Origin of the sequence: Lapidilactobacillus dextrinicus DSM 20335, from assembly GCF_001436095.1 — a bacterium.
Classification (GTDB): Bacteria; Bacillota; Bacilli; order Lactobacillales; family Lactobacillaceae; genus Lapidilactobacillus; species Lapidilactobacillus dextrinicus.
Genome location: NZ_AYYK01000009.1, coordinates 1 through 24,309 on the forward strand (window position 1 = coordinate 1; position 24,309 = coordinate 24,309).

Below are 24,309 nucleotides of genomic sequence, written 5' to 3' on the forward strand. Positions count from 1 at the left end.
GTAGAGCACCTGGTTTGGGACCAGGGGGTCGCAGGTTCGAATCCTGTCTTCCCGATGATACCAAGCATAAGGTATCAAAGTTCTAATAATTAAATAGTTTTTGCGGAAGTAGTTCAGTGGTAGAACATCACCTTGCCATGGTGGGGGTCGCGAGTTCGAATCTCGTCTTCCGCTTTTAGTCTAAAAGTTAGCTTTTGGGCTTTTTTTATTGTTTAAAAAATAGACCGACGGAAAGTAGCTCAGCTTGGTAGAGCACTACGTTCGGGACGTAGGGGTCGCAGGTTCAAATCCTGTTTTTCCGATTAAAAAATAGAACTCAGTAATCATGGCTGAGTTCTATTTTTTTGAAATTAAGAAAATTCGAGTCCATTTGGTTGGCAAGCAATCATTTATCTCTTATAATAATGGTCAATGAAGGTCAATCATGATTTTCGTGAGAACGTATTTGATAAAAAGAAAAGGATCTTGCAATGACTGGACAAAATATTTCTGATATTATTGAAGCTTACTTAAAGCAAATATTAGCAGAGCAACAACAAATTGAAATTAATCGCTCAGATATTGCAGCACAGTTCAATTGTGTTCCTTCACAGATTAATTATGTTATTAAAACTCGTTTTAATGAACAGCAAGGTTATTGGGTTGAGAGTAAACGTGGTGGTGGCGGCTATATTCGTATTGAAAAACTACAGTCAACCGATTTAGACGAATACTTGACTCGACTACTTGAATTAGTTGGTACCCAAATAACTGAGCAGGATTTACAAATGTTTTTGCAACAACTTTATGATAATCAACTATTAACCAAGCGTGAAGCACAAATTATGGCAATCATGGGTGAACATAAAACCTTAAATGTTTCCAATCAAGAAGCAGAAGAAACGTTACGTGCTAACTTATTAATTGCCTTATTAAATAGTTTGCGGTATAAACGTTCATAGAGAAAGAGAGGCGTTAACTTGGATAATTTATTTACAGAAAGTGCTAGTCAAGTACTCGTTATTGCCCAAGAGCAAGCACGTTATTTTCATCATCATGCTGTTGGCACAGAACACTTGTTACTCGCACTGACAATGGAAAAAAGCGGTATTGCCGGTAAAACTTTACGGCAATTAACGATTACGCCTGATTATGTTAAAGAAGAAATTGAACGCCTAACTGGCTATGGTTCATCACAACAGTCTAATGAGGATGCTGATGGTTATTTACCATACTCACCTAAATCTAAGCAAATTTTGGCTTACGCAGGAGATGAAGCTAAGAAATTAGGTGCTGTTAAAATTGGTACGGAGCATGTCTTACTGGGCTTATTGCGTGAAGATGATATCTTAGCTTCACGAATTTTAACGGATTTAGGTCTCAGTCTTTCTAAAACAAAGCAGTTGTTAATGAAAAAGATGGGGCTTTCTGAAAGTTCATTAAAGCACCGTAATCAAACCACCACAACACCAAAAAATAATCAACAATCAATGACGCCAACTTTAGATAAGTTAGCACGAGATTTAACGCAATCAGCTCGTGAAAGTAAGATGGATCCAGTCGTGGGTCGTGATCAAGAAGTTAAACGAGTTATTCAGATTTTAAGTCGGCGAACTAAGAACAATCCAGTTTTAATTGGTGAACCAGGCGTTGGTAAAACTGCTATCGCTGAAGGTTTAGCACAACGAATTGTAACTGGCAATGTGCCAGCTGACATGCAAGAGAAGCGTTTGATGATGCTAGATATGGGCTCATTAGTTGCGGGTACTAAGTATCGTGGTGAATTTGAAGATCGCTTAAAGAAAGTCATCGATGAAATTTATCAAGATGGTCAAGTGATCCTCTTTATTGATGAATTACACACTCTAATTGGTGCTGGTGGTGCAGAAGGTGCTATTGATGCTTCTAATATTTTGAAGCCAGCATTAGCTCGTGGTGAATTACAATTAATTGGTGCCACAACACTAGACGAGTATCAGAAGTATATTGAAAAAGACCAGGCCTTAGAACGACGTTTTTCAACGGTTATGGTTGATGAACCAACCCCAGCTGAAACTGAGGAGATTTTACAAGGTTTGCGGCCACGCTATGAAATGCATCATGGTGTTACGATTACTGACGAAGCATTACATGAAGCCGTTGTTTTAGCTAATCGTTATATTACAGGGCGCTTTATGCCTGATAAGGCGATTGATTTAATCGATGAATCTGCAGCTAAAGTGCGCTTAAATGAAACGGATAGTACACTGACCCCTGAAGAAAAAATGAAACAACAGTTGCAGGAATTAGTTGCTAAAAAAGAAAAGGCAATTGAACAACAAGACTTCGAAAAAGCAGCAACGATTCGTGAACAAGAAAAGTCCGTTAAAAAGCAATTAGATAATTTTGATGACGATGAAAAGCATGTTCGCGCTGATGTACAAGTTAAAGCTGATGATGTTGCGCAAGTTGTTGCCGAATGGACAGGTGTTCCGGTAACTCAATTGCAGAAAAAAGAAAGTGAACGACTGCTTGATTTAGAAAAAATCTTGCATCAACGCGTTGTTGGTCAAGATGAAGCTGTTGTTTCTGTATCACGAGCAATTCGTCGTGCACGCAGTGGCTTGAAAGATCCAAGTCGGCCAATTGGTTCGTTTTTATTCTTAGGACCAACGGGTGTTGGTAAAACTGAATTAGCTAAAGCGTTGGCAGAAGCAATGTTTGGCTCTGAAGACAACATGATTCGAATTGATATGTCAGAATACATGGAACAATTCACAACCTCACGTTTAATCGGCTCACCTCCTGGCTATGTTGGTTATGATGAAGGTGGTCAATTAACCGAAAAAGTGCGTAATAAGCCATATTCTGTTGTTTTATTTGATGAAGTTGAAAAAGCTCATCCAGATGTGTTCAACTTATTATTGCAAGTGTTAGATGACGGCTTCTTAACAGATTCTAAAGGCCGAAAAGTTGATTTCCGTAATACAATCTTGATTATGACTTCTAACTTAGGGGCAACTGCCTTACGTGATGATAAGAGCGTTGGTTTTAGTAGTCATTCAACTGGTAATGATTACGCAGCAATGCAAGCTAAGATTTTGGAAGCAACAAAGCAATTCTTCCGACCAGAATTTTTAAACCGGATTGATGAAACAGTTATCTTTCACGCCTTAGACCGCGAACAATTACGCGTTATTGTCAAGATTCTTGCTAAACGATTGTTAGCACGATTAAGTGAACAAGACATTAAAGTTAAGATTACGCCAGCAGCAATGGACGTTATTGCGTCCGATGGCTATAATCCTGAATACGGTGCACGTCCGTTACGTCGAGCTTTGCAACGTGATATTGAGGATAAAGTCAGTGAAATGTTACTTAGCAAAGAATTACAAAGTGGTGCTAAGTTAACGATCGGTGCTAGCAAAGGTAAAATCACATTTAATGTTCATCAAGATGATGTTGAACCCCGGGCAACCGTTAAAAGTTAATACGAAATAAATAATAGGATCAGCTGATGATCCTATTTTTATTGTCTTAAACTGATTAATAAAAAAGCAGCAAAAGGTTGTTTTTATTAGCGAGCGATACCAGGCTTAACTTGGCTAGATTTTTAGTGTTATTTTATGCTATGCTTGTTGGGAATTCTTTTTTGGAGAGGTCTATATATGACAGAATTAGTTACGACAGTGGCCAGCCTTGATCAAGCTGATCAATTATTAGCAGCTGGTGCCGATCGTTTATATTTGGGTGAAGACTACTTTGGCTTGCGGTTACCTCATAGTTTTGAACGTGCTGAGCTGACTCAAGTGGTTGAGCTTGCCCATCAACATGGTAAAAAAGTGACAGTGGCAGTGAATGCTATTTTTCATAGTGATCGTATTAAAAAGGTCGCTGAATATTTACGTTTCTTGGAATCAATCAATGTTGATGAAATTAGCATTGGTGATCCTGGGGCTATTTATTTACTAACAAAAGAACAAATCAATTTACCTTATATTTATGATGCGTCGGATTTAGTAACAAGTTCTCGGCAAATTAATTTTTGGGCTAAGCATCAAGCTAGTGCTGCTGTCTTAGCTCGGGAAGTTCCTTATGAAGAAATGGTTCCTTTAGCAAAGGTAATCACGATTCCCGTTGAAGTTTTGGTTTATGGTGCAACGGTTATCCATCAATCAGGTCGTCCGTTGGTGACAAACTATTCTAATTTTGTTCAAGAGCATTTGGATCAGGCCGATCGTCAACGGGGCTTATTCATTTCTGCACCGCATCATCCGGAAACCCATTATTCTATTTATGAAGATATTAACGGCACACATATTTTTGCAAACAATGATGTTGATTTAATGTCAGTCTTGCCAAAATTAAGCGAGTTAAAATTGAACCGTTGGAAACTTGATGGACTATATGCCGATGAAACAAAATTCGTTGAAATTGTTAAGGCCTTTGCCAAAGCACGGGATCTAATGGCACAACAAGCATTAGATGATCAACAACTAGCAAAATTAGACGAAATTGTTCATGATAATCAAGCACCTGAACGGGGACTTGATCGTGGCTTCTTTGATATCGATCCAAATGAGGTGAAATAATGCAAGCAATTAAAGTTAAACATCCAGAAGTCCTAGCACCCGCTGGTACACCAGAAAAACTACGTATTGCCATTGATTACGGTGCTGATGCTGTTTATATCGGCGGTGATGCATACGGATTACGAAGTCGAGCTGGTAACTTTTCATTTGATGAAATGAAAGAAGGGGCCGAATATGCCCATCAACACAATGCTAAAGTTTACGTGGCTGCTAATATTGTTGCCCATGAACAAAATTTAGCTGGTGCTGGTGAATTCTACCGTCAGGTTCGTGATGCTGGAATTGATGCTGTTATCGTTTCCGATCCATCTTTGATTGAAACGGCAATTACTGAAGCGCCAGGTTTGAAGGTTCACTTATCAACACAAGCTTCAGCAACTAACTATGAAACATTGAATTTTTGGCAAAATGAGGGTCTTGAACGAGTTGTGTTAGCTCGTGAAGTCGGTATCGACGAAATCAAAGAGATTCGTCAACATACAGATGTCCAAATTGAAGCTTTTGTACACGGTGCAATGTGTATTGGCTATTCTGGCCGTTGTGTATTGTCTAATCATTTAAGTTTGCGTGATGCTAACCGTGGTGGTTGTGCGCAAAACTGTCGTTGGAAATATGATCTGTTTGATATTCCTGATAATGGTCAGAAACGAGAATTACTTGGTCATGGTCCTGATGGCAAGTTAGAAGAATTCTCGATGAGTGCGGTAGATATGTCAATGATCGAACACATTCCTGATTTAGTCGAGGCTGGCGTTGACTCATTAAAAATTGAAGGCCGTATGAAGACTGTGCATTATGTTTCAACTGTTGCTAACGTTTATTCAAAAGCGGTTCGCTCATATTGCGAAGATCCAGAAAACTATCAATTAGATCCGGCTTGGGTTGATGAGTTGTGGAAAGTTGCTCAACGTGAATTATCAACTGGCTTTTATTATGGTACGCCTGACGAGAACTTCCAATTATTTGGTAAACGTCGCCGGATGCCACGTTATGCCTTTGTCGGTGAAGTTTTAGCTTATGATGAAGTAACTAAGCAAGTCACGGTTCAACAACGAAATAACTTCGGCGTTGGGGATACGATTGAATTCTATGGTCCTAACTTTGCTCATCATACCCAAAAGGTGACAGACCTATTTGATGATAAAGATCAAGCAATTGAACGGGCACCACATGCGATGCAGATTGTTCATTTCACCTGTGACGCACCAGTTAAGCCGGGCGATTTTGTTCGTGCTAACGAAGAAAAATAACTCGTGCAAAAACAAAAGGATTTTTCTGAAAATATTGAATACTAAAGCTAATTCTGTTGCATTATTTGTGAAATTAGGCTATACTTGTTTAGTCTAAAAGAACTGTAGCATAATTGCAGTATCACGCCGATCTATTGTCCGGTTTGTGATTATAAAGTACAAAAGCAATTCGTTAAACGCATTGTTTTTGTCTTTTTTTTGCTCAAAAAAGACGAAAATAGTGTTCTTAATGAAAATGTAACTTTTGTAACCTAACTGTAATCTTATTTGTTACTGAATTTTTTGAAGGGGTGAACGGTTTGACAGGACATATCGTGAAATATGGTAAACATCGGACACGTCGTTCGTATGCACGTATTAAAGAAGTGCTTGATTTACCAAATTTGATCGAGATCCAAACAAATTCTTACCAATGGTTCCTTGATGAAGGCCTTAAGAGCATGTTCCAAGATATCATGCCAATTGATGACTTTGCAGGTAACCTTTCTTTAGAGTTTGTGGGTTATAAACTTTTAGAACCAAAATATACAGTCGAAGAAGCACGTCAACACGATGCTAACTACTCTGCACCACTACACGTCACTTTAAAATTGACTAACCATGAAACAAATGAAATCAAAACTCAAGATGTTTTCTTTGGTGATTTCCCATTAATGACGCAACAAGGTACTTTTATCATTAACGGTGCTGAACGTGTTATTGTTTCACAGTTAGTTCGTTCACCAGGTGTCTACTTTAATTCTTCCATTGATAAAAACAGCCGTACTTTATATGGCACAACTGTTATTCCTAACCGTGGTGCTTGGTTGGAATATGAATCTGACGCTAAGGATCTTTCTTACGTACGGATTGATCGGACTCGTAAGTTACCAATGACCGTCTTAGTTCGGGCATTAGGATTTGGCTCTGATTCAGAAATCATCGATATCTTAGGCGAAAACGAAAGCCTAATGTTAACGATGGAAAAAGATATCCATAAGGATACAACAGACTCTCGTGTCACTGAAGCCTTAAAGGATATTTACGAACGTCTCCGCCCAGGCGAACCTAAGACGGCTGACAGTTCTCGTTCATTACTTTATGCACGTTTCTTTGATCCAAAGCGTTACGACTTAGCACCAGTTGGTCGTTATAAGATCAATAAGAAGCTTGGTATGAAGCATCGCTTGCTTAACCAAACATTAGCTGAAACATTAGCTGATCCTGATACAGGTGAAATTATTGCAGCTAAGGGAAGTTTAGTTGACCGTGAAGTTATGGATAAATTAAGTCCATATCTTGAACGTGATGACTTTAAGACACAAACTTTTGAACCTTCTGATGAAGGTGTTGTCACTGAACCAATGACAATTCAAACCATCAAAGTTGTTTCTCCTGATGATCCAGAACGTGAAGTTCGTTTAATTAGTAACGGTAATATTCCTGAAGATGTTAAGCATATTACACCTGCAGATATTATTGCTTCGATTAATTACTTCTTGAACTTACGTGAAGGCTTAGGCTCAACTGATGATATTGATCACTTGGGTAACCGTCGAATTCGTTCTGTTGGTGAATTATTGCAAAACCAATTTCGTATTGGTTTAGCACGGATGGAACGTGTTGTTCGCGAGCGGATGTCTATCCAAGACGCTGCTACTGTAACACCACAACAATTAATTAACATTCGTCCTGTTGTTGCTTCAATTAAAGAATTCTTTGGTTCTTCTCAATTGTCACAGTTCATGGATCAAACGAACCCATTAGGCGAGTTAACTCATAAACGTCGTCTATCTGCCTTAGGGCCTGGTGGTTTGACTCGTGACCGTGCCGGATATGAAGTCCGTGACGTTCACTACACGCATTATGGTCGTATGTGTCCAATTGAAACACCTGAAGGTCCTAACATCGGTTTGATTAACAGTTTGGCTTCTTATGCCGTTGTTAACAAGTATGGTTTCATTGAAACACCATACCGTCGTGTTGCTTGGACTGATCATAAGGTTACAGACAAAATTGATTATTTAACTGCTGATGAAGAAGATAATTACATTGTTGCTCAGGCCAACTCACCATTAAATGAAGATGGTAGTTTCGTTGATGACACTGTTTTGGCTCGTCATAAAGATGACAACATTGAAATCAGCCCTGAAAAAGTCGATTATATGGACGTTTCACCTAAGCAAGTAGTTGCCGTAGCCACTGCCTGCATTCCTTTCTTGGAAAACGATGACTCTAACCGTGCCTTAATGGGTGCCAACATGCAACGTCAGGCCGTACCTCTGGTTAATCCACATGCACCATTAGTTGGTACTGGTATGGAATATGTTGCTGCACACGATTCAGGAACAGCAATGTTAGCTAAACATCCTGGTACTGTTGAATTTGTTGACGCCAAAGAAGTTCGGGTTCGTCGTGAAGATGGTACGCTTGATAAGTATCCATTAATGAAGTTCCGTCGTTCTAATGCTGGTAAGTGCTATAACCAACGTCCAATCGTTGCAAAAGGCGATCATGTTGATGTTAGTGAAATTATCGCTGATGGTCCTGCAATGGAAAAGGGTGAATTGGCATTAGGCCAAAACCCACTGATTGCCTTCATGACTTGGAATATGTATAACTTCGAAGATGCCATTGTCTTGTCTGAACGTTTAGTTAAAGATGATAGTTACACATCAATTCATATTGAAGAATATGAATCAGAAGCACGTGATACGAAGTTAGGACCAGAAGAGATCACTCGGGAAATTCCTAACGTCGGTGAAGATGCACTTAAAGACCTAGATGAATTCGGTGTTATCCGCATTGGTGCTGAAGTTAACGATGGTGACATCTTAGTCGGTAAAGTAACGCCTAAGGGTGTGACAGAGCTTTCTGCAGAAGAACGTTTGTTACATGCTATTTTCGGTGAAAAAGCTCGTGAAGTTCGCGATACTTCATTGAAAGTTCCTCATGGCGGCGGCGGCATCGTTCAAGATGTTAAGATCTTTACTCGTGAAGCAGGCGATGAATTATCACCTGGCGTTAACATGATGGTTCGTGTTTATATCACCCAGAAACGTAAGATCCAAGTTGGTGATAAGATGGCCGGACGTCATGGTAACAAGGGTACTGTTTCAATCGTTGTTCCTGAAGAAGATATGCCATATATGCCAGACGGTACACCAGTTGACATTCTATTGAACCCAATGGGTGTTCCTTCTCGTATGAACATTGGTCAGGTCTTAGACTTACATTTAGGTATGGCTGCTCGTAACTTAGGTATTCATGTTTCAACACCTGTTTTTGATGGTGCTAATGATGATGACCTTTGGGCAACTGTTAAAGAAGCTGGTATGGCTAGCGATGGTAAGACAGTTCTTTATGATGGTCGAACAGGTGAAGCCTTCCATAACCGTGTATCTGTTGGTGTTATGTACTACATGAAGTTAGCCCACATGGTTGACGATAAGATCCATGCTCGTTCAATTGGACCTTACTCATTAGTAACGCAACAACCTTTAGGTGGTAAAGCACAGTTTGGTGGCCAGCGTTTTGGTGAAATGGAAGTTTGGGCACTTGAAGCTTATGGTGCCGCTTATACCTTACAAGAAATCTTGACTTACAAGTCAGATGACGTTGTTGGTCGTGTTAAAACTTATGAAGCCATCGTTAAGGGCGAACCAATTCCTAAGCCAGGTGTACCTGAATCATTCCGAGTATTGGTTAAAGAATTACAAGCACTTGGTCTTGATATGAAGGTCCTTGATGCTGATCATCAAGAGATCGAATTGCGTGATATGGATGACGATGAAAACGACAATGTTAACAATGACGCACTTCAAAAATTCTCTGATGAACAAGATAAGAAACGTCAAGAAGAGGCTGCCCGTAAGGCGTTAGCCGAACTAACTGGCAAAGGAAACGCTGACTCAGATAAATAATGTTAGTTGACTGAAAATAACAGGGAGGTCTAAATCTTTGATCGATGTAAATAAGTTTGAAAGCATGCAGATCGGACTTGCATCACCTGATAAGATCCGTAGTTGGTCTTACGGTGAGGTTAAAAAGCCTGAAACGATCAACTATCGGACTTTAAAACCAGAACGTGATGGTTTGTTCGACGAACGCATCTTCGGACCAACAAAAGACTGGGAATGTGCCTGCGGTAAGTACAAACGTGTTCGTTATAAGGGCATTGTTTGTGACCGTTGTGGTGTTGAAGTGACACGCTCAAAAGTTCGTCGTGAACGGATGGGTCATATTGAACTTGCTGCACCAGTAACACATATCTGGTACTTCAAAGGTATTCCTAGCCGAATGGGTCTTGTCTTAGACATGAGCCCACGTGCTTTGGAAGAAATTATCTACTTTGCATCATATGTTGTTATCGATCCTGCTGATACAACACTTGAATATAAACAATTATTAACTGAACAAGAATATCGGGAACGAATGGAAGAATTCAATGGTCAATTCAACGCCAAAATGGGTGCTGAAGCAATCAAAGAATTACTTGAAAAAGTCGATCTTGAAAAAGAAGTTGTTGAGTTAAAAGAAGAATTGAAGAGTGCTCAAGGTCAAAAACGGACGCGCGCTATTCGCCGTTTGGATATCTTGGATGCCTTTCGTCAATCTGGTAACCGTCCAGAATGGATGGTTATGGATGCTATTCCAGTTATCCCACCAGATTTACGGCCAATGGTTCAATTGGAAGGTGGCCGTTTTGCCACTTCTGATTTGAATGATTTGTATCGTCGTGTGATTAACCGTAACAATCGTTTGAAACGTTTGTTGGATTTAAACGCACCTAATATCATCGTTCAAAACGAAAAGCGGATGTTGCAAGAAGCGGTTGATGCTTTGATCGATAATGGTCGTCGGGGCCGTCCAGTTGCTGGTCCTGGTAATCGTCCATTGAAGTCATTGTCACATATGTTGAAAGGTAAGCAAGGTCGTTTCCGTCAAAACTTACTTGGTAAACGTGTCGACTACTCTGGTCGTTCAGTTATCGACGTTGGCCCAACGTTGAAATTCTATCAATGTGGTTTGCCACGACAAATGGCTTTGGAATTGTTCAAACCATTCGTTATGCATGAATTAGTTAAGCGTGAGCTTGCTTCAAATATTAAGAATGCTAAACGTAAAATTGAACGTCAAGATGACGATGTCTGGGATGTTGTTGAAGATGTTATTAAAGAACGTCCAGTTCTTTTAAACCGGGCCCCTACATTGCACCGTTTAGGTATCCAAGCATTTGAACCTGTCTTGGTTGATGGTAAAGCAATGCGTCTTCACCCATTAGCTTGTGAAGCTTACAATGCCGATTTTGATGGTGATCAGATGGCTATTCACGTGCCATTATCTGATGAAGCACAAGCTGAAGCACGGATGTTGATGTTAGCTGCTCATCATATCTTGGCACCTAAAGATGGCAAGCCAATCGTTACACCTTCTCAGGACGTTGTTTTAGGTAACTATTACCTAACGCTTGAAGAACGTGGTCGCGAAGGCGAAGGCATGATCTTTAAAGACTTCGGTGAAGTCTTGACAGCTATGCAAAATGGCGATGTTCATTATCACTCTCGTATTGGTATTGCGATTAACTCAATGCCAAAGAAACCATTCCCAGATCAATATCGTAATGGTATCTTAATTACAACTGTTGGTAAGGCCATTTTCAACCAGGTCTTGCCTGAAGATTTACCATATTTGAATGAACCAACTGCTAAAAACTTAATTGATGCTGATCTTTCAGCTTATTATCTTGAACCAGGCGAAGATATTCATGATCGTTTGGAAACGGCTGAATTGATCGACCCATTCAAGAAAGGCTTCTTATCAGATATCATCGCTCAGGTCTTCAAAGTTTACCGTGTACAACGAACTTCTGAATTGTTGGATGACATGAAAGAATTAGGCTACACTGTTTGTACACTTTCTGGTATTACGGTCGGCGTTACTGACGTACCAACCATGCCAGACAAAGAAAAGATTATTGACGATGCTCATAAGAAAGTTAACAACGTTTCTAAGCAATTCCGTCGTGGTTTAATTACTGATCAAGAACGTCATGATCGAGTTATTACGATTTGGAACGATGCTAAGGACGAAATTCAACAAGAATTGATCGACTCATTTGACCCATCTAACCCAATCTCAATGATGAGTGATTCTGGTGCCCGTGGTTCGATCTCTAACTTTACGCAGTTAGCCGGTATGCGTGGCTTAATGGCCGCTCCTAACGGTGGTATGATGGAAGTCCCTGTTACTTCTAACTTCCGTGAAGGTTTATCCGTCATGGAAATGTTCATGTCTACCCACGGTGCTCGTAAAGGTATGACTGATACGGCCTTGAAGACAGCCGATTCTGGTTACTTGACACGTCGTTTGGTTGATGTTGCTCAAGATGTTATTGTTCGTGAAGAAGATTGTGGTACTGATCGCGGTATCGTAATCAAAGCAATTCGCGAAGGTAACGAATTAATCGAATCATTGTTTGATCGTTTAGTTGGTCGTTACTTGCAAAAATCAATCGTTGATCCAGAAACTGGCGAAATTATTGCTGTTCGTGGTCAATTAGTTGATGAAGACATTGCCAACCGCATTGTTGATGCTGGTGTTGAAGAAGCAACAATTCGTTCCGTCTTCACATGTAATACAAAACATGGTGTCTGCAAGAAATGTTATGGTTATAACTTAGCTACTGGTGACGAAGTTGAAGTCGGCGAAGCTGTTGGTACAGTTGCTGCCCAATCAATCGGCGAACCCGGTACTCAGTTGACCATGCGTAACTTCCACTCTGGCGGTGTTGCCGGTGGCGAAGATATTACTCAAGGTTTACCTCGTGTCCAAGAAATTTTTGAAGCACGTAATCCTAAGGGTCTTGCGGTTATCACTGAGGTTAACGGTACTGTTACTGCAATCGATGAGAATCCTGCAGAACATACTCGTGAAATTACAGTTGAAGGCCAAACTGATACTCGAACTTACAGTGTCCCTTATGCATCAAGTGTTGCTGTTGCTGAAGGTGACCATGTTGAGCGTGGTACTAAGTTAACTGGTGGTTCAATTGATCCTAAGCAATTAATTCGCGTAACTGATGTCTTAACAACTGAAAACTACTTGCTCTCCGAAGTTCAAAAGACTTACCGGATGCAGGGTGTTGAAATCAGTGATAAGCACGTTGAAGTTATGGTTCGTCAAATGCTACGTAAGATTCGTGTTCTTGATCCTGGAGATACTGATATCTTACCTGGTACTTTGTTAGATATTGCTGACTTTACAGAACAAAACCAAAAGACTTTGGTCAACGGTGGTGTTCCTGCAACTGGTCGTCCAGTCTTGCTTGGTATTACTAAGGCCTCTCTTGAAACTAATAGTTTCTTATCTGCTGCATCATTCCAAGAAACAACTCGTGTCTTGACGGATGCTTCAATTCGCGGTAAGAATGATCCATTAATTGGTTTGAAAGAGAACGTCATTATCGGTAAGATCGTACCTGCTGGTACTGGTATGGCGAAGTATCGTCATATGGAACCAGAAAAGGTTGGGGTTTCTTCACAAAGTATTTATTCAATTTCTGATATTGAAAAACAAATGCAAGAAACTGAAGAAGCTAACCATAATGATAAATAGTTAGTCTAATTTAAAGCAGCCGTGAGAATATTCTCGCGGCTGCTTTTTTGTTGTGTTACTTGATTGGTAATAACGGCAAGGTAAGGAGTGCAATGTAAAAATAGGGAATAAAAGGGAATTTGGTTTGTGTACGTCTTAAAAGAAAGTGAATCAAGATAAAAAGGTTGGTCAGTAAACAAAGCCAAAGCGTAGCCGTAAAACCAATGGCTAATAGTGCCAGACTAATTAATTGCACATCGGCATTTCCTAATCCCTTTGAAAGATAGCTTAAAAGCGTTAAAACAACAAAACACAAAATAGCAGGGATGAGATTGGTTACTAAACTAGATCCCCACAACAAAATAACGATGATAAATAGTTGTGTTAAATAAAGTTGATCAACATAAAAATGCTGAGCGTCAAAAATGGCCAATTGTAAGATTAAAATCTGGACCAATAAATAATGCCCGTTAAAAAGATAATTTTGAGAAGCCATCCAGCAAATACTAAAACCACCAATAAATTCCCAAATTAAAGAATCAGGTGCAATGTTATGATCGCAATAGCGACAGTGACCATGTTGTCGTAAATAACCAAAAATAGGAATTAAATCATAATAAGCAAGTTGTTTAAAACAGCTGTCGCAGTAAGAGGGTGTAAACACCACATCAAGGCCAAGTGGTTGACGATCGGCCAATAATTGAAAAAAAGAAGCTAACGTTGCACCCATTAAAAAAAGTAAAAATTGAAAAATAAATATCATGTTGACTACCTCCATAGTTTAAATACACTTAATCAGACCAAAACTTTACTGAAAATAATAAATCTTTTTCATAATGATTAATTGACACAACTATGACATCGTGATAACCTATTAAAGGTGCTTATTGAATATTGTTCGACGTTTCGACGTCCGTGCTGCTCTATTCCAAGCCAATATTCATCTGGGCTATTATTTTTTACGAAAAAAAGAACCGCCTGGATGTGTGTACTTAAAACCTATTAATAATTTGAGGAGGATCTTTGATGCCAACAATTAACCAATTGGTACGTAAAGGCCGTCAATCAAAGACAACAAAGTCGAATTCACCAGCTTTGAACTTTGGTTACAATAGTAAAAAGAAATCTTTAACTGATAATCCTGCACCACAAAAACGTGGGGTTGCAACTCGTGTCGGCACAATGACACCTAAAAAGCCTAACTCTGCGTTACGTAAATATGCGCGTGTTCGCTTGTCTAACTTGCTTGAAGTGACTGCATACATTCCTGGTATTGGTCATAACTTACAAGAGCATAGTGTTGTTTTAATTCGTGGTGGTCGTGTAAAAGACCTTCCTGGTGTTCGTTACCATATTATTCGTGGTGCTTTAGATACTGCCGGCGTTGCTGACCGTAAACAAAGCCGTTCGAAGTATGGTGCTAAGCGCCCTAAGAAATAATTAAACAATACAATTAATTGACCATTACTAGGAGGTTTACTCAATGCCAAGAAAAGGTACTGTGGCAAAACGTGACGTTTTACCCGATCCTATTTATAATTCAAAATTAGTTTCTCGTTTAATCAATCGCTTAATGATTGATGGCAAGCGCGGAACTGCTTCAACAATTCTTTATGACGCATTCGACATTGTTAAGGAAAAGACAGGCAAGGAACCACTTGAAGTCTTTGAAGAAGCAATGAAGAATATCATGCCAGTACTTGAAGTTAAGGCTCGCCGTATCGGTGGTTCTAACTATCAAGTTCCTATCGAAGTTCGCCCAGAACGTCGTACGACACTTGGTTTACGTTGGCTCGTTAACTACGCTCGTCTTCGTAACGAACATACAATGGACGAACGTTTAGCTAACGAAATTATGGATGCTGCTAACAACACTGGTGCATCTGTTAAGAAACGTGAAGACACACATAAGATGGCCGATGCCAACCGTGCCTTTGCTCATTATCGTTGGTAAAATTATTCGTTGTGAGCGGCCTTTAATTTGCCGCTCACTTTTATAATCTGAACTATTTTCGAGAGGAGTTACTCAAATGGCAAACAAACGTGAATTCCCATTGGAAAAGACACGTAATATTGGTATCATGGCTCATATTGATGCTGGTAAAACAACAACCACTGAACGTATTTTATACTACACTGGTAAAATCCATAAAATCGGTGAAACCCATGATGGTGCTTCACAAATGGACTGGATGGAACAAGAACAAGAACGTGGTATTACAATTCAATCTGCCGCAACAACTGCACAATGGAAAGACCACCGTATCAATATCATTGATACCCCAGGTCACGTTGACTTCACAATGGAAGTTGAACGTTCATTACGTGTCCTTGATGGTGCCGTAACTGTCTTAGATGCACAAGCAGGTGTTGAACCACAAACTGAAACTGTTTGGCGTCAAGCATCTGAATATAATGTTCCTCGGATTGTTTTTGCAAACAAGATGGACAAGATCGGTGCTAACTTTGACTTTTCAGTTGACTCACTTGGCGAACGTTTGAATGCTAATGCCTTAGCAATTCAAATGCCTATCGGTGCTGAAGACGACTTCGAAGGTGTTATTGACTTAGTTGAAATGAAAGCCGATATCTACGACGAAGACGAACTCGGTACAGAATGGGATACTGTTGATGTTCCTGAAGAATACAAAGAAGAAGCTGAAAAGCGTCGTAATATCATGATCGAAAAGCTTGCTGATATCGATGATGACATTATGGACAAGTATCTTGAAGGCGAAGAAATTTCTATTCCTGAAATTAAAGCTGCTATTCGTAAAGGTACTTTAGCATTGGAATTATTCCCAGTTCTTGCTGGTTCTGCCTTCAAGAATAAAGGTGTCCAAATGATGCTTGATGCAGTTGTTGATTATTTACCATCACCTCTTGATGTTAAACCATACAACGCAACAAACCCTGAAACTGGCGAAGAAGTTGAATTGAAAGCTAACGATGATGCACCTTTTGCATCATTAGCTTTCAAGATCACAACTGATCCATTCGTTGGTCGTTTGACATTTATCCGTGTTTATACTGGTACTTTGGAATCAGGTTCATACGTTCTTAACTCTTCACGGGACAAACGTGAACGTATTGGTCGTTTGGTGCAAATGCACTCTAACCAACGTAAAGAAATCCCAGAAGTCTTCTCAGGTGATATTGCTGCTGCAATCGGCTTGAAGAATACAACAACTGGTGATTCATTAACTGATCCAGATCATCCATTAATTCTTGAATCAATGGAAGTTCCAGAACCAGTTATCCAAATGTCCGTTGAACCTCAATCAAAAGCTGATCAGGCTAAGATGGACGTTGCTATTCAAAAATTAGCTGAAGAAGATCCATCATTCCGAGCTGAAACTAACCAAGAAACTGGCGAAACTTTAATCGCTGGTATGGGTGAGTTACAACTTGATGTCTATATCGATCGTATGAAACGTGAATTCAACGTTGATGCTAAAGTTGGTGAACCACAAGTTGCTTATCGTGAAACATTTACGAAGACAGCTTCTGCACAAGGTAAGTTCGTTCGCCAATCTGGTGGTAAAGGTCAATATGGTGACGTTTGGGTTGAATTCTCACCTAACGAAGAAGGTAAAGGCTTCGAATTTGAAAATGCTATCGTTGGTGGTGTTGTTCCTCGTGAATACATTCCTTCAGTAGAACAAGGTTTGAAAGAATCAATGGCTAACGGTGTACTTGCAGGTTATCCTTTGATTGATGTTAAAGCTAAGTTATATGATGGTTCATATCATGAAGTCGATTCTTCTGAAGCTGCCTTTAAAGTTGCCGCTTCAATGTCATTAAGAAACGCTGCTAAAGACGCTGGTGCTGTTATCCTTGAACCACTCATGAAGGTTGACGTTACTGTCCCTGAAGAATACATGGGTGATATCATTGGCCAAATTACAGCTCGTCGTGGTCGTATGGAAGGTATGGAAGATCGTGGCGGTGCTAAGGTCATTCACTCATTCGTACCATTGTCAGAAATGTTTGGCTATGCAACAACATTACGTTCAGCAACTCAAGGCCGTGGTGTCTTCACAATGACATTTGATCATTATGAAGCTGTTCCTAAGTCTATCCAAGCTGAAATCATCGAAAAAAACGGTGGTAACGCTAAATAATTAAAAATGTTTTTACGCTAAGTCCAATTGGACTTAGCGTTTTTTTGTGGAGTTGATGGTTTATACGCGTAATAAACTTGTCAAAAAAGAAATCTTGAAAATGTTCAAAAAAATTTCAGAAAATCAGTGTAAAGTGTTGATTTATCAATAATCATCATGTATTATAGATAAAGTGCTTGTAAACAAGGGCGTAATGCGCTCCTGAACGGGTACAAGAACTAGGGCTTAGAAACAGAAGGTTGCGACACACCCGGTTGCATTGCCACGACGGTTGTGGCGGGAATTTCTGCGGAGCTTGTCCATTTATGAGACGAAAAGGAGGTAAATTCCATGGCAAAACAAAAGATTCGTATTCGGTTGAAGGCTTATGAACATCGTATCTTAGATCAATCAGCTGAAAAAATTGTTGAAACTGCAAAACGTACTGGTGCTTCAATTAGTGGTCCAATTCCACTACCAACTGAACGTAGCTTATACACTGTTTTACGTTCACCACATAAGTACAAGGATTCACGTGAACAGTTCGAGATCCGTACGCATAAGCGTTTGATCGATATTGTTAACCCATCTGCTAAGACAGTTGATGCTTTGATGAAGCTCGACTTACCAAGCGGCGTTGACATCGAAATCAAGTTATAATAAATTCAAAAAAATGGAGGTGTAGTCATGACCAGAAAAGGAATCTTAGGGAAAAAGGTTGGAATGACCCAAGTCTTCACTGAAAACGGTGAATTAATTCCTGTAACAGTTATCGAAGTTAGCAACAACGTTGTCTTACAAGTTAAGACTGTTGAAAACGACGGTTACGAAGCAGTTCAATTAGGTTACCAAGATGTACGTGAAGTTTTGTCGAACAAACCAGCTAAAGGTCATGCTGCTAAAGCAAACACGACTCCTAAGCGCTTCATTCGAGAAATTCGTGATGTTGAGCTAGGAGATTATGAATTAGGCTCAGAGGTCAAAGCTGATATCTTTGCCGCTGGTGATATCGTTGATGTTACTGGTATTACGAAAGGTCATGGTTACCAAGGTAACATTAAACGCTTTGGTCAATCACGTGGTCCTGAAACCCACGGTTCTCGTTACCATCGTATCCCTGGTTCAATGGGTGCAATCATTAACCGTGTATTCAAGGGTAAGATGTTACCAGGACGTATGGGTAGCGACAAAGTAACAATTCAAAATCTTGAAGTTGTTCGTGTTGATACAGACCATAACGTTATCTTGATCAAGGGTAATGTACCTGGAGCTAAGAAATCATTTGTAACAATTAAATCCGCTATTAAATCATCAAAGAAATAATCAAGAAAGGAGGATTTTATCATGGCAAATGTCACACTTTATAAACAAAACGGAACTGAAAATGGCACTGTTGAATTAAACGATGCAATTTTTGGTATCGAACCTAACGACAATGTAATCTTTGACGCTGTAATCATGCAACGCGCATCATTACGTCAAGGTACAAGTCAAACAAAAAACCGTTCAGCTGTAAGTGGTGGTGGACGTAAACCTTGGCGTCAAAAGGGTACTGGTCGTGCTCGCCAAGGCTCAATTCGTTCTCCACAATGGCGTGGTGGTGGTGTCGTAAATGGTCCTTCACCTCGTTCATACGCTTATAAGCTACCTAAAAAAGTTCGGCGTTTAGCAATCAAATCAGTCCTTTCCCAAAAGGTTATCGACGGTGATTTGATTGTTGTGGACGGATTAAGTTTTGAACAACCAAAAACTGCAGAATTTGCAAAAGTTTTGGCTGGCTTAAAAGTTTCAACTAAAGCATTAGTTGTCTTAGAAGCAGATAACGATATGGCTGCATTGTCAGCACGTAACTTACCAAATGTTACTGTCGTTGAAGCTGATGGCATCAATGTATTAGATGTTATGAATAATCAAAAGCTTATCTTGACACAAGCCGCTCTTTCAAAAATTGAGGAGGTGCTTGGATAATGGCAGTACATGACATTATTATTCGTCCAATCGTTACCGAACAATCAATGAGCATCATGGATCAAAAGAAATATACTTTTGAAGTTGACGTTCATGCAAATAAAGTTGCCGTACGTCAGGCAATTGAAAAGATTTTCGGTGTAAAAGTTAAAGAAGTCAACATTTTAAATGTTCGTGGTAAGAAGAAACGCTATGGTCGTTACGAAGGTTATACAAAGAAACGCCGTAAAGCAATCGTTACTTTGACACCCGATTCTGATGAAATCAAGATTTTTGAAGACTAATTTAATTCAAAACTTATAACAGGAGGGAAAAACATTGGCGATTGTTAAATACAAACCGACCACAAACGGCCGTCGTAATATGTCTGGTTCTGACTTTGCAGAAATCACTAAGACGACACCTGAAAAGACTTTATTAGAATCACAAAGCCATATTGCTGGTCGTAATGCTCACGGTCACATCACTGTTCGTCATCGTGGCGGCGGTCATAAACAAAAGTACCGTGTTATTGATTTCAAACGTAATAAAGACGATGTAAAAGCAATTGTAAAAGCAATTGAATATGATCCAAATCGTTCAGCTAACATTGCATTGTTACATTATGAGGATGGTATCAAGTCATATATTCTTGCTCCTAAGGGACTTGAAGTTGGCCAAACAGTTGTTTCTGGCCCTAACTCTGATATCAAACCTGGTAACGCATTACCATTGATCAACATCCCTGTTGGTTCATTAATTCATAACATTGAATTGAAACCTGGTAAAGGCGGCCAATTAGTTCGTTCAGCTGGTACTTCAGCACAATTGCTTGGTCATGATGGTAAGTACTCATTAGTTCGTTTAACTTCTGGTGAAGTTCGTATGGTACTTTCTGTATGCCGCGCAACAATTGGTGAAGTTGGTAATGAACAACATGAATTGATCAGTATTGGTAAAGCTGGCCGTAAACGCTGGATGGGTATTCGCCCAACAGTTCGTGGTTCAGTTATGAACCCTAACGATCACCCTCATGGTGGTGGTGAAGGTAAAGCTCCTATCGGTCGTCCATCTCCTATGTCTCCATGGGGTAAGAAGACGATGGGTAAGAAGACTCGTAACTCTAGAGCTCGTTCTGAGAAGTTCATTATTCGTCATCGTAAGGGTAAATAAATATAATTAATTGCGTTCAAGGGAGGTAGTATAATGGGTCGTAGCCTTAAAAAAGGACCTTTTGCTGACGAGCATCTTTTAAAGAAGATCGCCGCTCAGGCAGATAGTGAAAAGAAACAAGTTATTAAGACTTGGTCACGTCGTTCCACGATCTTTCCAAGTTTCGTTGGTTACACAATTGCCGTATATGATGGACGTAAACATGTACCAGTTTTCATTCAAGAAGACATGGTTGGTCATAAGTTAGGTGAATTTGTACCAACAAGAACATTCCGTGGTCACGGAAACGATGATAAGAAAACTGCTGGTAAGTAGAAGGGAGAGATTAGTCGATGGCAGATCAAGTAACATCAGCTAAAGCTGAAGCTAAGACTGTTCGCATTGCAGCTCGTAAAGCTCGCCTAGTAGTTGATTTAATTCGTGGCAAAAGTGCTGCGGAAGCATTAGCTATTTTACAATTCACACAACGTGGTGCTTCACCAGTTGTTGCTAAGGTATTGAAATCAGCTATTGCCAATGCTGAACATAATTATGATTTAGACGCACAAAACTTGTTTGTAAGTGAAGCATATGTTAACGAAGGACCAACACTTAAACGTTTCCGTCCTCGTGCAAAAGGTTCAGCTTCACCAATCAACAAACGTACAAGCCACATTACAGTGGTTGTTAAAGAAAGAGAAGAATAGGAGGGAAAAACGTGGGTCAAAAAGTAAATCCAACTGGTTTCCGTGTTGGCGTCATTCGCGACTGGGATGCAAAATGGTATGCTGACAAAGAATACGCTGATTATTTGCACGAAGATTTAAGAATCCGTAAATACATCGCAAAAAATCTTGCTGACGCTTCTGTTTCTACTGTAGAAATCGAACGTTCTGCAAAACGTGTTAATGTTTCAATTCACACTGCAAAACCTGGTATGGTTATTGGTAAAGGCGGCGCTGAAGTTGAAAACTTACGCAAGGCTTTAAACAATTTAACTGGCAAACAAGTTCACATTAATATCGTCGAAATCAAGCAACCTGATTTAGATGCTCAATTAGTTGGTGAGTCAATCGCTCGTCAATTAGAGGCTCGTGTTGCTTTCCGCCGTGCTCAACGTCAAGCTACACAACGTACAATGCGTGCAGGCGCTAAGGGTATTAAGACACAAATTTCTGGCCGTTTAAATGGTGCAGATATGTCTCGTCGTGAATGGCATACAGATGGTACTGTTCCTTTGCATACATTGCGTGCAGACATCGACTATTCATGGAACGAAGCAACAACAACTTATGGTCAATTAGGTGTTAAGACATGGATCTACCGTGGCGAAATCCTTCCTGGCCAAAAAGTTGTCCGTGACGCTGATACTGGCGATAAGAAGAGTAACAACCGTCGTGGCCGCCGTGATAACGGTCGTCGTGATAACAGAAGAAATGACAACAGAAGTGCGAAAGGAGGAAAATAATCAATGTTAGTACCTAAGCGTGTTAAACATCGTCGCGAGTTCCGTGGTAAAATGCGTGGAGCTGCAAAAGGCGGTAAGGAACTTAACTTTGGTGAATACGGATTACGTGCCCTTGAATCACATTGGATTACAAACCGGCAAATTGAAGCCGCTCGTATCGCAATGACACGTTACATGAAACGTGGCGGCCGTGTCTGGATTCGAATTTTCCCACATAAATCTTACACTGCAAAAGGTGTCGGCGTACGTATGGGTTCTGGTAAAGGTGCACCTGCTGGCTGGGTTGCTCCTGTAAAACGCGAAAAAATTATGTTCGAAATTAGTGGCGTTCCTGAAGAAGTTGCCCGTGAAGCTTTACGGTTAGCATCTAACAAGCTACCAATTAAGACTAAGTTTGTAAAACGCGAGGAAGTAGGTGGCGAAGCTAATGAAGACTAGTGAAATTACAAAGTTAACCACTGCCGAAATGCTTGACAAAGAAAAACAATACAAAGAAGAATTGTTTAACTTACGTTTCCAACAGGCTACTGGTCAATTGGAAAATACCGCTCGTCTGAAGCAAGTTCGTACAAACATTGCTCGGATCAAAACGGTTCTTCGTCAGCAAGAACTTAACAAATAATCGGAAGGGAGATTTACAACTTGAGCGAAGACAAACGTAATCATCGTAAGATTTATCAAGGACGCGTTGTTTCTGACAAGATGGACAAAACTATCACTGTCTCAGTTGAAACATACCATACACATCCTGTTTATGGAAAGCGTGTTAAGTATTCAAAGAAGTATTATGCACATGACGAAAACAACGAAGCAAAAGTTGGCGATATTGTTCGGATCATGGAAACACGTCCGTTATCTCGTTCGAAACGCTTCCGTTTATTAGAAGTTGTTGAAAAGGCAGTTATCATTTAAAGAACGTTAAGAATAACGAGAGGAGGATACTAAAGTGATTCAACAAGAAAGTCGACTTAAAGTTGCTGATAATTCAGGTGCTCGTGAAATCTTAACAATTAAGGTTCTTGGTGGCTCCAACCGCAAGACAGCTAACATTGGTGATATCATCGTTGCTACAGTTAAACAAGCAACACCAGGTGGCGTTGTCAAAAAAGGTGATGTTGTGAAAGCAGTTATCGTTCGGACACGTTCAGGTGCTCGTCGTGCTGACGGTTCATACATCCGTTTTGACGAAAACGCAGCTGTTATCATCAACCCTGATAAGAGCCCACGTGGTACTCGTATTTTTGGGCCGGTTGCTCGTGAACTTCGTGATAATGACTTTATGAAGATCGTCTCATTAGCACCGGAAGTTTTATAATTCGCATCCATTACACAATTGCCTATGAGGAGGTGCACATCAGACGATGTTCGTAAAAACTGGTGATCAAGTCAAAGTAATTAGCGGCAAGGATAAAGGTAAAGAAGGTAAAGTACTTAAGGTGCTTACTAAAAAAGACCGTGTCATTGTCGAAGGCGTTAACGTCACAAAGAAACATACTAAGCCATCAAATACCGACCCACAAGGTGGTATTAAAGATCAAGAAAGTGCTATTCATGTTTCTAATGTCATGTTAATCGATCCTTCAACTAATCAACCAACACGTGTTGGTTATCAAGTAATTGATGGTAAAAAAGTTCGCGTATCTAAAAAGACTGGCGAACCCATCGACAAAGCTGCCGATAAGACAAGCAAGTAAGAAGAAGGGAGGACAAGGCTTAAATGACGAGTCGCTTAAAAGAACGCTACGTTAAAGAAATTACTCCTGCTTTAATGGAGAAGTTTAACTACACTTCAGTTATGCAGGTTCCAAAGATTGAAAAAATCGTTTTAAATATGGGTGTTGGTGATGCCGTTTCTAATTCTAAGAACTTAGATAACGCCGTTGAAGAATTAACCCTTATCTCTGGTCAAAAGCCATTGATTACTAAAGCAAAGAAATCTATCGCCACTTTCCGTCTTCGTGAAGGTATGTCTATTGGTGCTAAGGTTACATTGCGTGGAGATCGTATGTACGAATTCCTTGACAAGTTAATCAATGTTTCATTACCTCGTGTCCGTGACTTCCACGGTGTTAGCACACGTTCATTCGATGGTCGTGGTAACTACACGTTAGGTATTAAAGAACAACTCATTTTCCCAGAAATCGACTTTGATAAAGTTGCCCGTGTTCGTGGTTTGGATATTGTTATCGTAACAACAGCCAACACTGATGAAGAATCACGTGAACTTTTAACTCAAGTCGGTATGCCATTTGCTAAATAAAGGA

At 40.0% G+C, this 24,309-nt stretch carries 24 protein-coding genes and 2 tRNA genes; 25 read left to right on the plus strand and 1 reads right to left on the minus strand.

What is annotated here, in order from left to right; translation table 11 throughout:
* Positions 1 to 102 precede the first annotated feature (102 nt).
* From FC84_RS05625 to rpoC, 8 genes are all read left to right on the plus strand, one after another.
* A tRNA-Gly gene (locus tag FC84_RS05625) sits at positions 103 to 174 on the plus strand.
* 54 nt (positions 175 to 228) lie between these two features.
* Positions 229 to 302 (plus strand) — tRNA-Pro (locus FC84_RS05630).
* A 168-nt stretch (positions 303 to 470) separates the two neighbouring features.
* Positions 471 to 941 carry a CtsR family transcriptional regulator gene (locus FC84_RS05635; protein ID WP_057756689.1) on the plus strand — a complete coding sequence of 157 codons (471 nt, stop codon included), beginning with the start codon at positions 471 to 473 and terminating at the stop codon, positions 939 to 941.
* 18 nt (positions 942 to 959) lie between these two features.
* Positions 960 to 3,449, plus strand: a complete 2,490-nt coding sequence (locus FC84_RS05640; RefSeq protein ID WP_057756691.1) for an ATP-dependent Clp protease ATP-binding subunit — start codon at positions 960 to 962, stop codon at positions 3,447 to 3,449.
* 177 nt (positions 3,450 to 3,626) lie between these two features.
* Positions 3,627 to 4,550, plus strand: coding sequence for a peptidase U32 family protein (locus tag FC84_RS05645; protein ID WP_057756693.1), 924 nt, complete (start codon positions 3,627 to 3,629; stop codon positions 4,548 to 4,550).
* A complete protein-coding gene (locus FC84_RS05650) occupies positions 4,550 to 5,800 on the plus strand; it encodes a peptidase U32 family protein (protein ID WP_057756695.1) in 1,251 nt (416 codons plus the stop codon). Before FC84_RS05645 ends, FC84_RS05650 begins: the two co-directional genes overlap by 1 nt.
* Before the next feature lie 290 nt (positions 5,801 to 6,090).
* Positions 6,091 to 9,702: a DNA-directed RNA polymerase subunit beta gene (gene rpoB, locus FC84_RS05655; RefSeq protein WP_318655623.1), complete on the plus strand. Its 3,612-nt coding sequence runs from the start codon at positions 6,091 to 6,093 to the stop codon at positions 9,700 to 9,702.
* A gap of 37 nt (positions 9,703 to 9,739) precedes the next feature.
* Entirely contained in the window at positions 9,740 to 13,396 is a 3,657-nt protein-coding gene (gene rpoC / locus FC84_RS05660) for a DNA-directed RNA polymerase subunit beta' (protein ID WP_057756699.1), read from the plus strand.
* 55 nt (positions 13,397 to 13,451) lie between these two features.
* Here the strand turns inward: rpoC and FC84_RS05665 are convergent, their stop codons facing one another.
* Positions 13,452 to 14,138, minus strand: coding sequence for a prepilin peptidase (locus tag FC84_RS05665; RefSeq protein ID WP_057756701.1), 687 nt, complete (start codon positions 14,136 to 14,138; stop codon positions 13,452 to 13,454).
* Between the two features lie 263 nt (positions 14,139 to 14,401).
* Here FC84_RS05665 and rpsL point away from each other — a divergent pair, with 263 nt between their 5' ends.
* The 17 genes from rpsL to rplE all read left to right on the plus strand — a co-directional run bounded on the left by rpsL (position 14,402) and on the right by rplE (position 24,305).
* Positions 14,402 to 14,815 carry a 30S ribosomal protein S12 gene (rpsL, locus tag FC84_RS05670; RefSeq protein WP_057756703.1) on the plus strand — a complete coding sequence of 138 codons (414 nt, stop codon included), beginning with the start codon at positions 14,402 to 14,404 and terminating at the stop codon, positions 14,813 to 14,815.
* A gap of 43 nt (positions 14,816 to 14,858) precedes the next feature.
* On the plus strand, positions 14,859 to 15,329 hold the full coding sequence (gene rpsG, locus FC84_RS05675; RefSeq protein ID WP_057756705.1) for a 30S ribosomal protein S7: 471 nt from the start codon (positions 14,859 to 14,861) through the stop codon (positions 15,327 to 15,329).
* 76 nt (positions 15,330 to 15,405) lie between these two features.
* Positions 15,406 to 17,499: an elongation factor G gene (gene fusA / locus FC84_RS05680; RefSeq protein WP_057756708.1), complete on the plus strand. Its 2,094-nt coding sequence runs from the start codon at positions 15,406 to 15,408 to the stop codon at positions 17,497 to 17,499.
* A 330-nt stretch (positions 17,500 to 17,829) separates the two neighbouring features.
* Entirely contained in the window at positions 17,830 to 18,138 is a 309-nt protein-coding gene (gene rpsJ / locus FC84_RS05685) for a 30S ribosomal protein S10 (RefSeq protein ID WP_057756711.1), read from the plus strand.
* Positions 18,139 to 18,165: 27 nt separating this feature from the next.
* Positions 18,166 to 18,801, plus strand: coding sequence for a 50S ribosomal protein L3 (rplC, locus tag FC84_RS05690; RefSeq protein WP_057756713.1), 636 nt, complete (start codon positions 18,166 to 18,168; stop codon positions 18,799 to 18,801).
* Positions 18,802 to 18,822: 21 nt separating this feature from the next.
* A complete protein-coding gene (rplD, locus tag FC84_RS05695; RefSeq protein WP_057756715.1) occupies positions 18,823 to 19,446 on the plus strand; it encodes a 50S ribosomal protein L4 in 624 nt (207 codons plus the stop codon).
* Complete coding sequence (rplW, locus tag FC84_RS05700; protein ID WP_057756716.1) at positions 19,446 to 19,730, plus strand: 50S ribosomal protein L23; 285 nt, start codon at positions 19,446 to 19,448, stop codon at positions 19,728 to 19,730. Before rplD ends, rplW begins: the two co-directional genes overlap by 1 nt.
* Positions 19,731 to 19,764: 34 nt before the next feature.
* A complete protein-coding gene (rplB, locus tag FC84_RS05705; RefSeq protein ID WP_057756718.1) occupies positions 19,765 to 20,598 on the plus strand; it encodes a 50S ribosomal protein L2 in 834 nt (277 codons plus the stop codon).
* Positions 20,599 to 20,631: 33 nt separating this feature from the next.
* Positions 20,632 to 20,913, plus strand: coding sequence for a 30S ribosomal protein S19 (gene rpsS, locus FC84_RS05710; protein WP_057756720.1), 282 nt, complete (start codon positions 20,632 to 20,634; stop codon positions 20,911 to 20,913).
* Between the two features lie 17 nt (positions 20,914 to 20,930).
* Positions 20,931 to 21,284 (plus strand): 50S ribosomal protein L22, encoded by a 354-nt coding sequence (rplV, locus tag FC84_RS05715; protein ID WP_057756722.1) that lies wholly within the window; start codon positions 20,931 to 20,933, stop codon positions 21,282 to 21,284.
* Positions 21,285 to 21,295: 11 nt separating this feature from the next.
* The gene (rpsC, locus tag FC84_RS05720) at positions 21,296 to 22,045 is read left to right on the plus strand and encodes a 30S ribosomal protein S3 (RefSeq protein ID WP_057756729.1); all 750 of its coding nucleotides are present in this window, start codon (positions 21,296 to 21,298) and stop codon (positions 22,043 to 22,045) included.
* Positions 22,046 to 22,048: 3 nt separating this feature from the next.
* Entirely contained in the window at positions 22,049 to 22,483 is a 435-nt protein-coding gene (gene rplP / locus FC84_RS05725) for a 50S ribosomal protein L16 (RefSeq protein WP_057756732.1), read from the plus strand.
* A complete protein-coding gene (gene rpmC, locus FC84_RS05730; RefSeq protein WP_057756733.1) occupies positions 22,473 to 22,667 on the plus strand; it encodes a 50S ribosomal protein L29 in 195 nt (64 codons plus the stop codon). Before rplP ends, rpmC begins: the two co-directional genes overlap by 11 nt.
* Positions 22,668 to 22,687: 20 nt before the next feature.
* Entirely contained in the window at positions 22,688 to 22,957 is a 270-nt protein-coding gene (rpsQ, locus tag FC84_RS05735; RefSeq protein WP_083479557.1) for a 30S ribosomal protein S17, read from the plus strand.
* A 34-nt stretch (positions 22,958 to 22,991) separates the two neighbouring features.
* Complete coding sequence (gene rplN / locus FC84_RS05740) at positions 22,992 to 23,360, plus strand: 50S ribosomal protein L14 (protein WP_057756735.1); 369 nt, start codon at positions 22,992 to 22,994, stop codon at positions 23,358 to 23,360.
* Positions 23,361 to 23,406: 46 nt separating this feature from the next.
* A complete protein-coding gene (rplX, locus tag FC84_RS05745; protein WP_057756737.1) occupies positions 23,407 to 23,739 on the plus strand; it encodes a 50S ribosomal protein L24 in 333 nt (110 codons plus the stop codon).
* A 23-nt stretch (positions 23,740 to 23,762) separates the two neighbouring features.
* The gene (gene rplE / locus FC84_RS05750) at positions 23,763 to 24,305 is read left to right on the plus strand and encodes a 50S ribosomal protein L5 (protein ID WP_057756739.1); all 543 of its coding nucleotides are present in this window, start codon (positions 23,763 to 23,765) and stop codon (positions 24,303 to 24,305) included.
* Positions 24,306 to 24,309 lie beyond the last annotated feature (4 nt).

Excerpts from the sequence above, each read along its gene's own strand:
- FC84_RS05665 (WP_057756701.1), bottom strand. The coding sequence starts at position 14,138 with ATGATATTTATTTTTCAATTTTTACTTTTTTTAATGGGTGCAACGTTA.
- FC84_RS05635 (WP_057756689.1), top strand. The coding sequence starts at position 471 with ATGACTGGACAAAATATTTCTGATATTATTGAAGCTTACTTAAAGCAA.
- rpsJ (WP_057756711.1), top strand. The coding sequence starts at position 17,830 with ATGGCAAAACAAAAGATTCGTATTCGGTTGAAGGCTTATGAACATCGT.
- FC84_RS05650 (WP_057756695.1), top strand. The coding sequence starts at position 4,550 with ATGCAAGCAATTAAAGTTAAACATCCAGAAGTCCTAGCACCCGCTGGT.
- rplV (WP_057756722.1), top strand. The coding sequence starts at position 20,931 with ATGGCAGATCAAGTAACATCAGCTAAAGCTGAAGCTAAGACTGTTCGC.
- rplC (WP_057756713.1), top strand. The coding sequence starts at position 18,166 with ATGACCAGAAAAGGAATCTTAGGGAAAAAGGTTGGAATGACCCAAGTC.
- rpmC (WP_057756733.1), top strand. The coding sequence starts at position 22,473 with ATGAAGACTAGTGAAATTACAAAGTTAACCACTGCCGAAATGCTTGAC.
- rpsS (WP_057756720.1), top strand. The coding sequence starts at position 20,632 with ATGGGTCGTAGCCTTAAAAAAGGACCTTTTGCTGACGAGCATCTTTTA.
- rpsL (WP_057756703.1), top strand. The coding sequence starts at position 14,402 with ATGCCAACAATTAACCAATTGGTACGTAAAGGCCGTCAATCAAAGACA.
- rplW (WP_057756716.1), top strand. The coding sequence starts at position 19,446 with ATGGCAGTACATGACATTATTATTCGTCCAATCGTTACCGAACAATCA.
- FC84_RS05645 (WP_057756693.1), top strand. The coding sequence starts at position 3,627 with ATGACAGAATTAGTTACGACAGTGGCCAGCCTTGATCAAGCTGATCAA.
- rplD (WP_057756715.1), top strand. The coding sequence starts at position 18,823 with ATGGCAAATGTCACACTTTATAAACAAAACGGAACTGAAAATGGCACT.
- rplE (WP_057756739.1), top strand. The coding sequence starts at position 23,763 with ATGACGAGTCGCTTAAAAGAACGCTACGTTAAAGAAATTACTCCTGCT.
- fusA (WP_057756708.1), top strand. The coding sequence starts at position 15,406 with ATGGCAAACAAACGTGAATTCCCATTGGAAAAGACACGTAATATTGGT.
- rplP (WP_057756732.1), top strand. The coding sequence starts at position 22,049 with ATGTTAGTACCTAAGCGTGTTAAACATCGTCGCGAGTTCCGTGGTAAA.
- rpsG (WP_057756705.1), top strand. The coding sequence starts at position 14,859 with ATGCCAAGAAAAGGTACTGTGGCAAAACGTGACGTTTTACCCGATCCT.
- rplX (WP_057756737.1), top strand. The coding sequence starts at position 23,407 with ATGTTCGTAAAAACTGGTGATCAAGTCAAAGTAATTAGCGGCAAGGAT.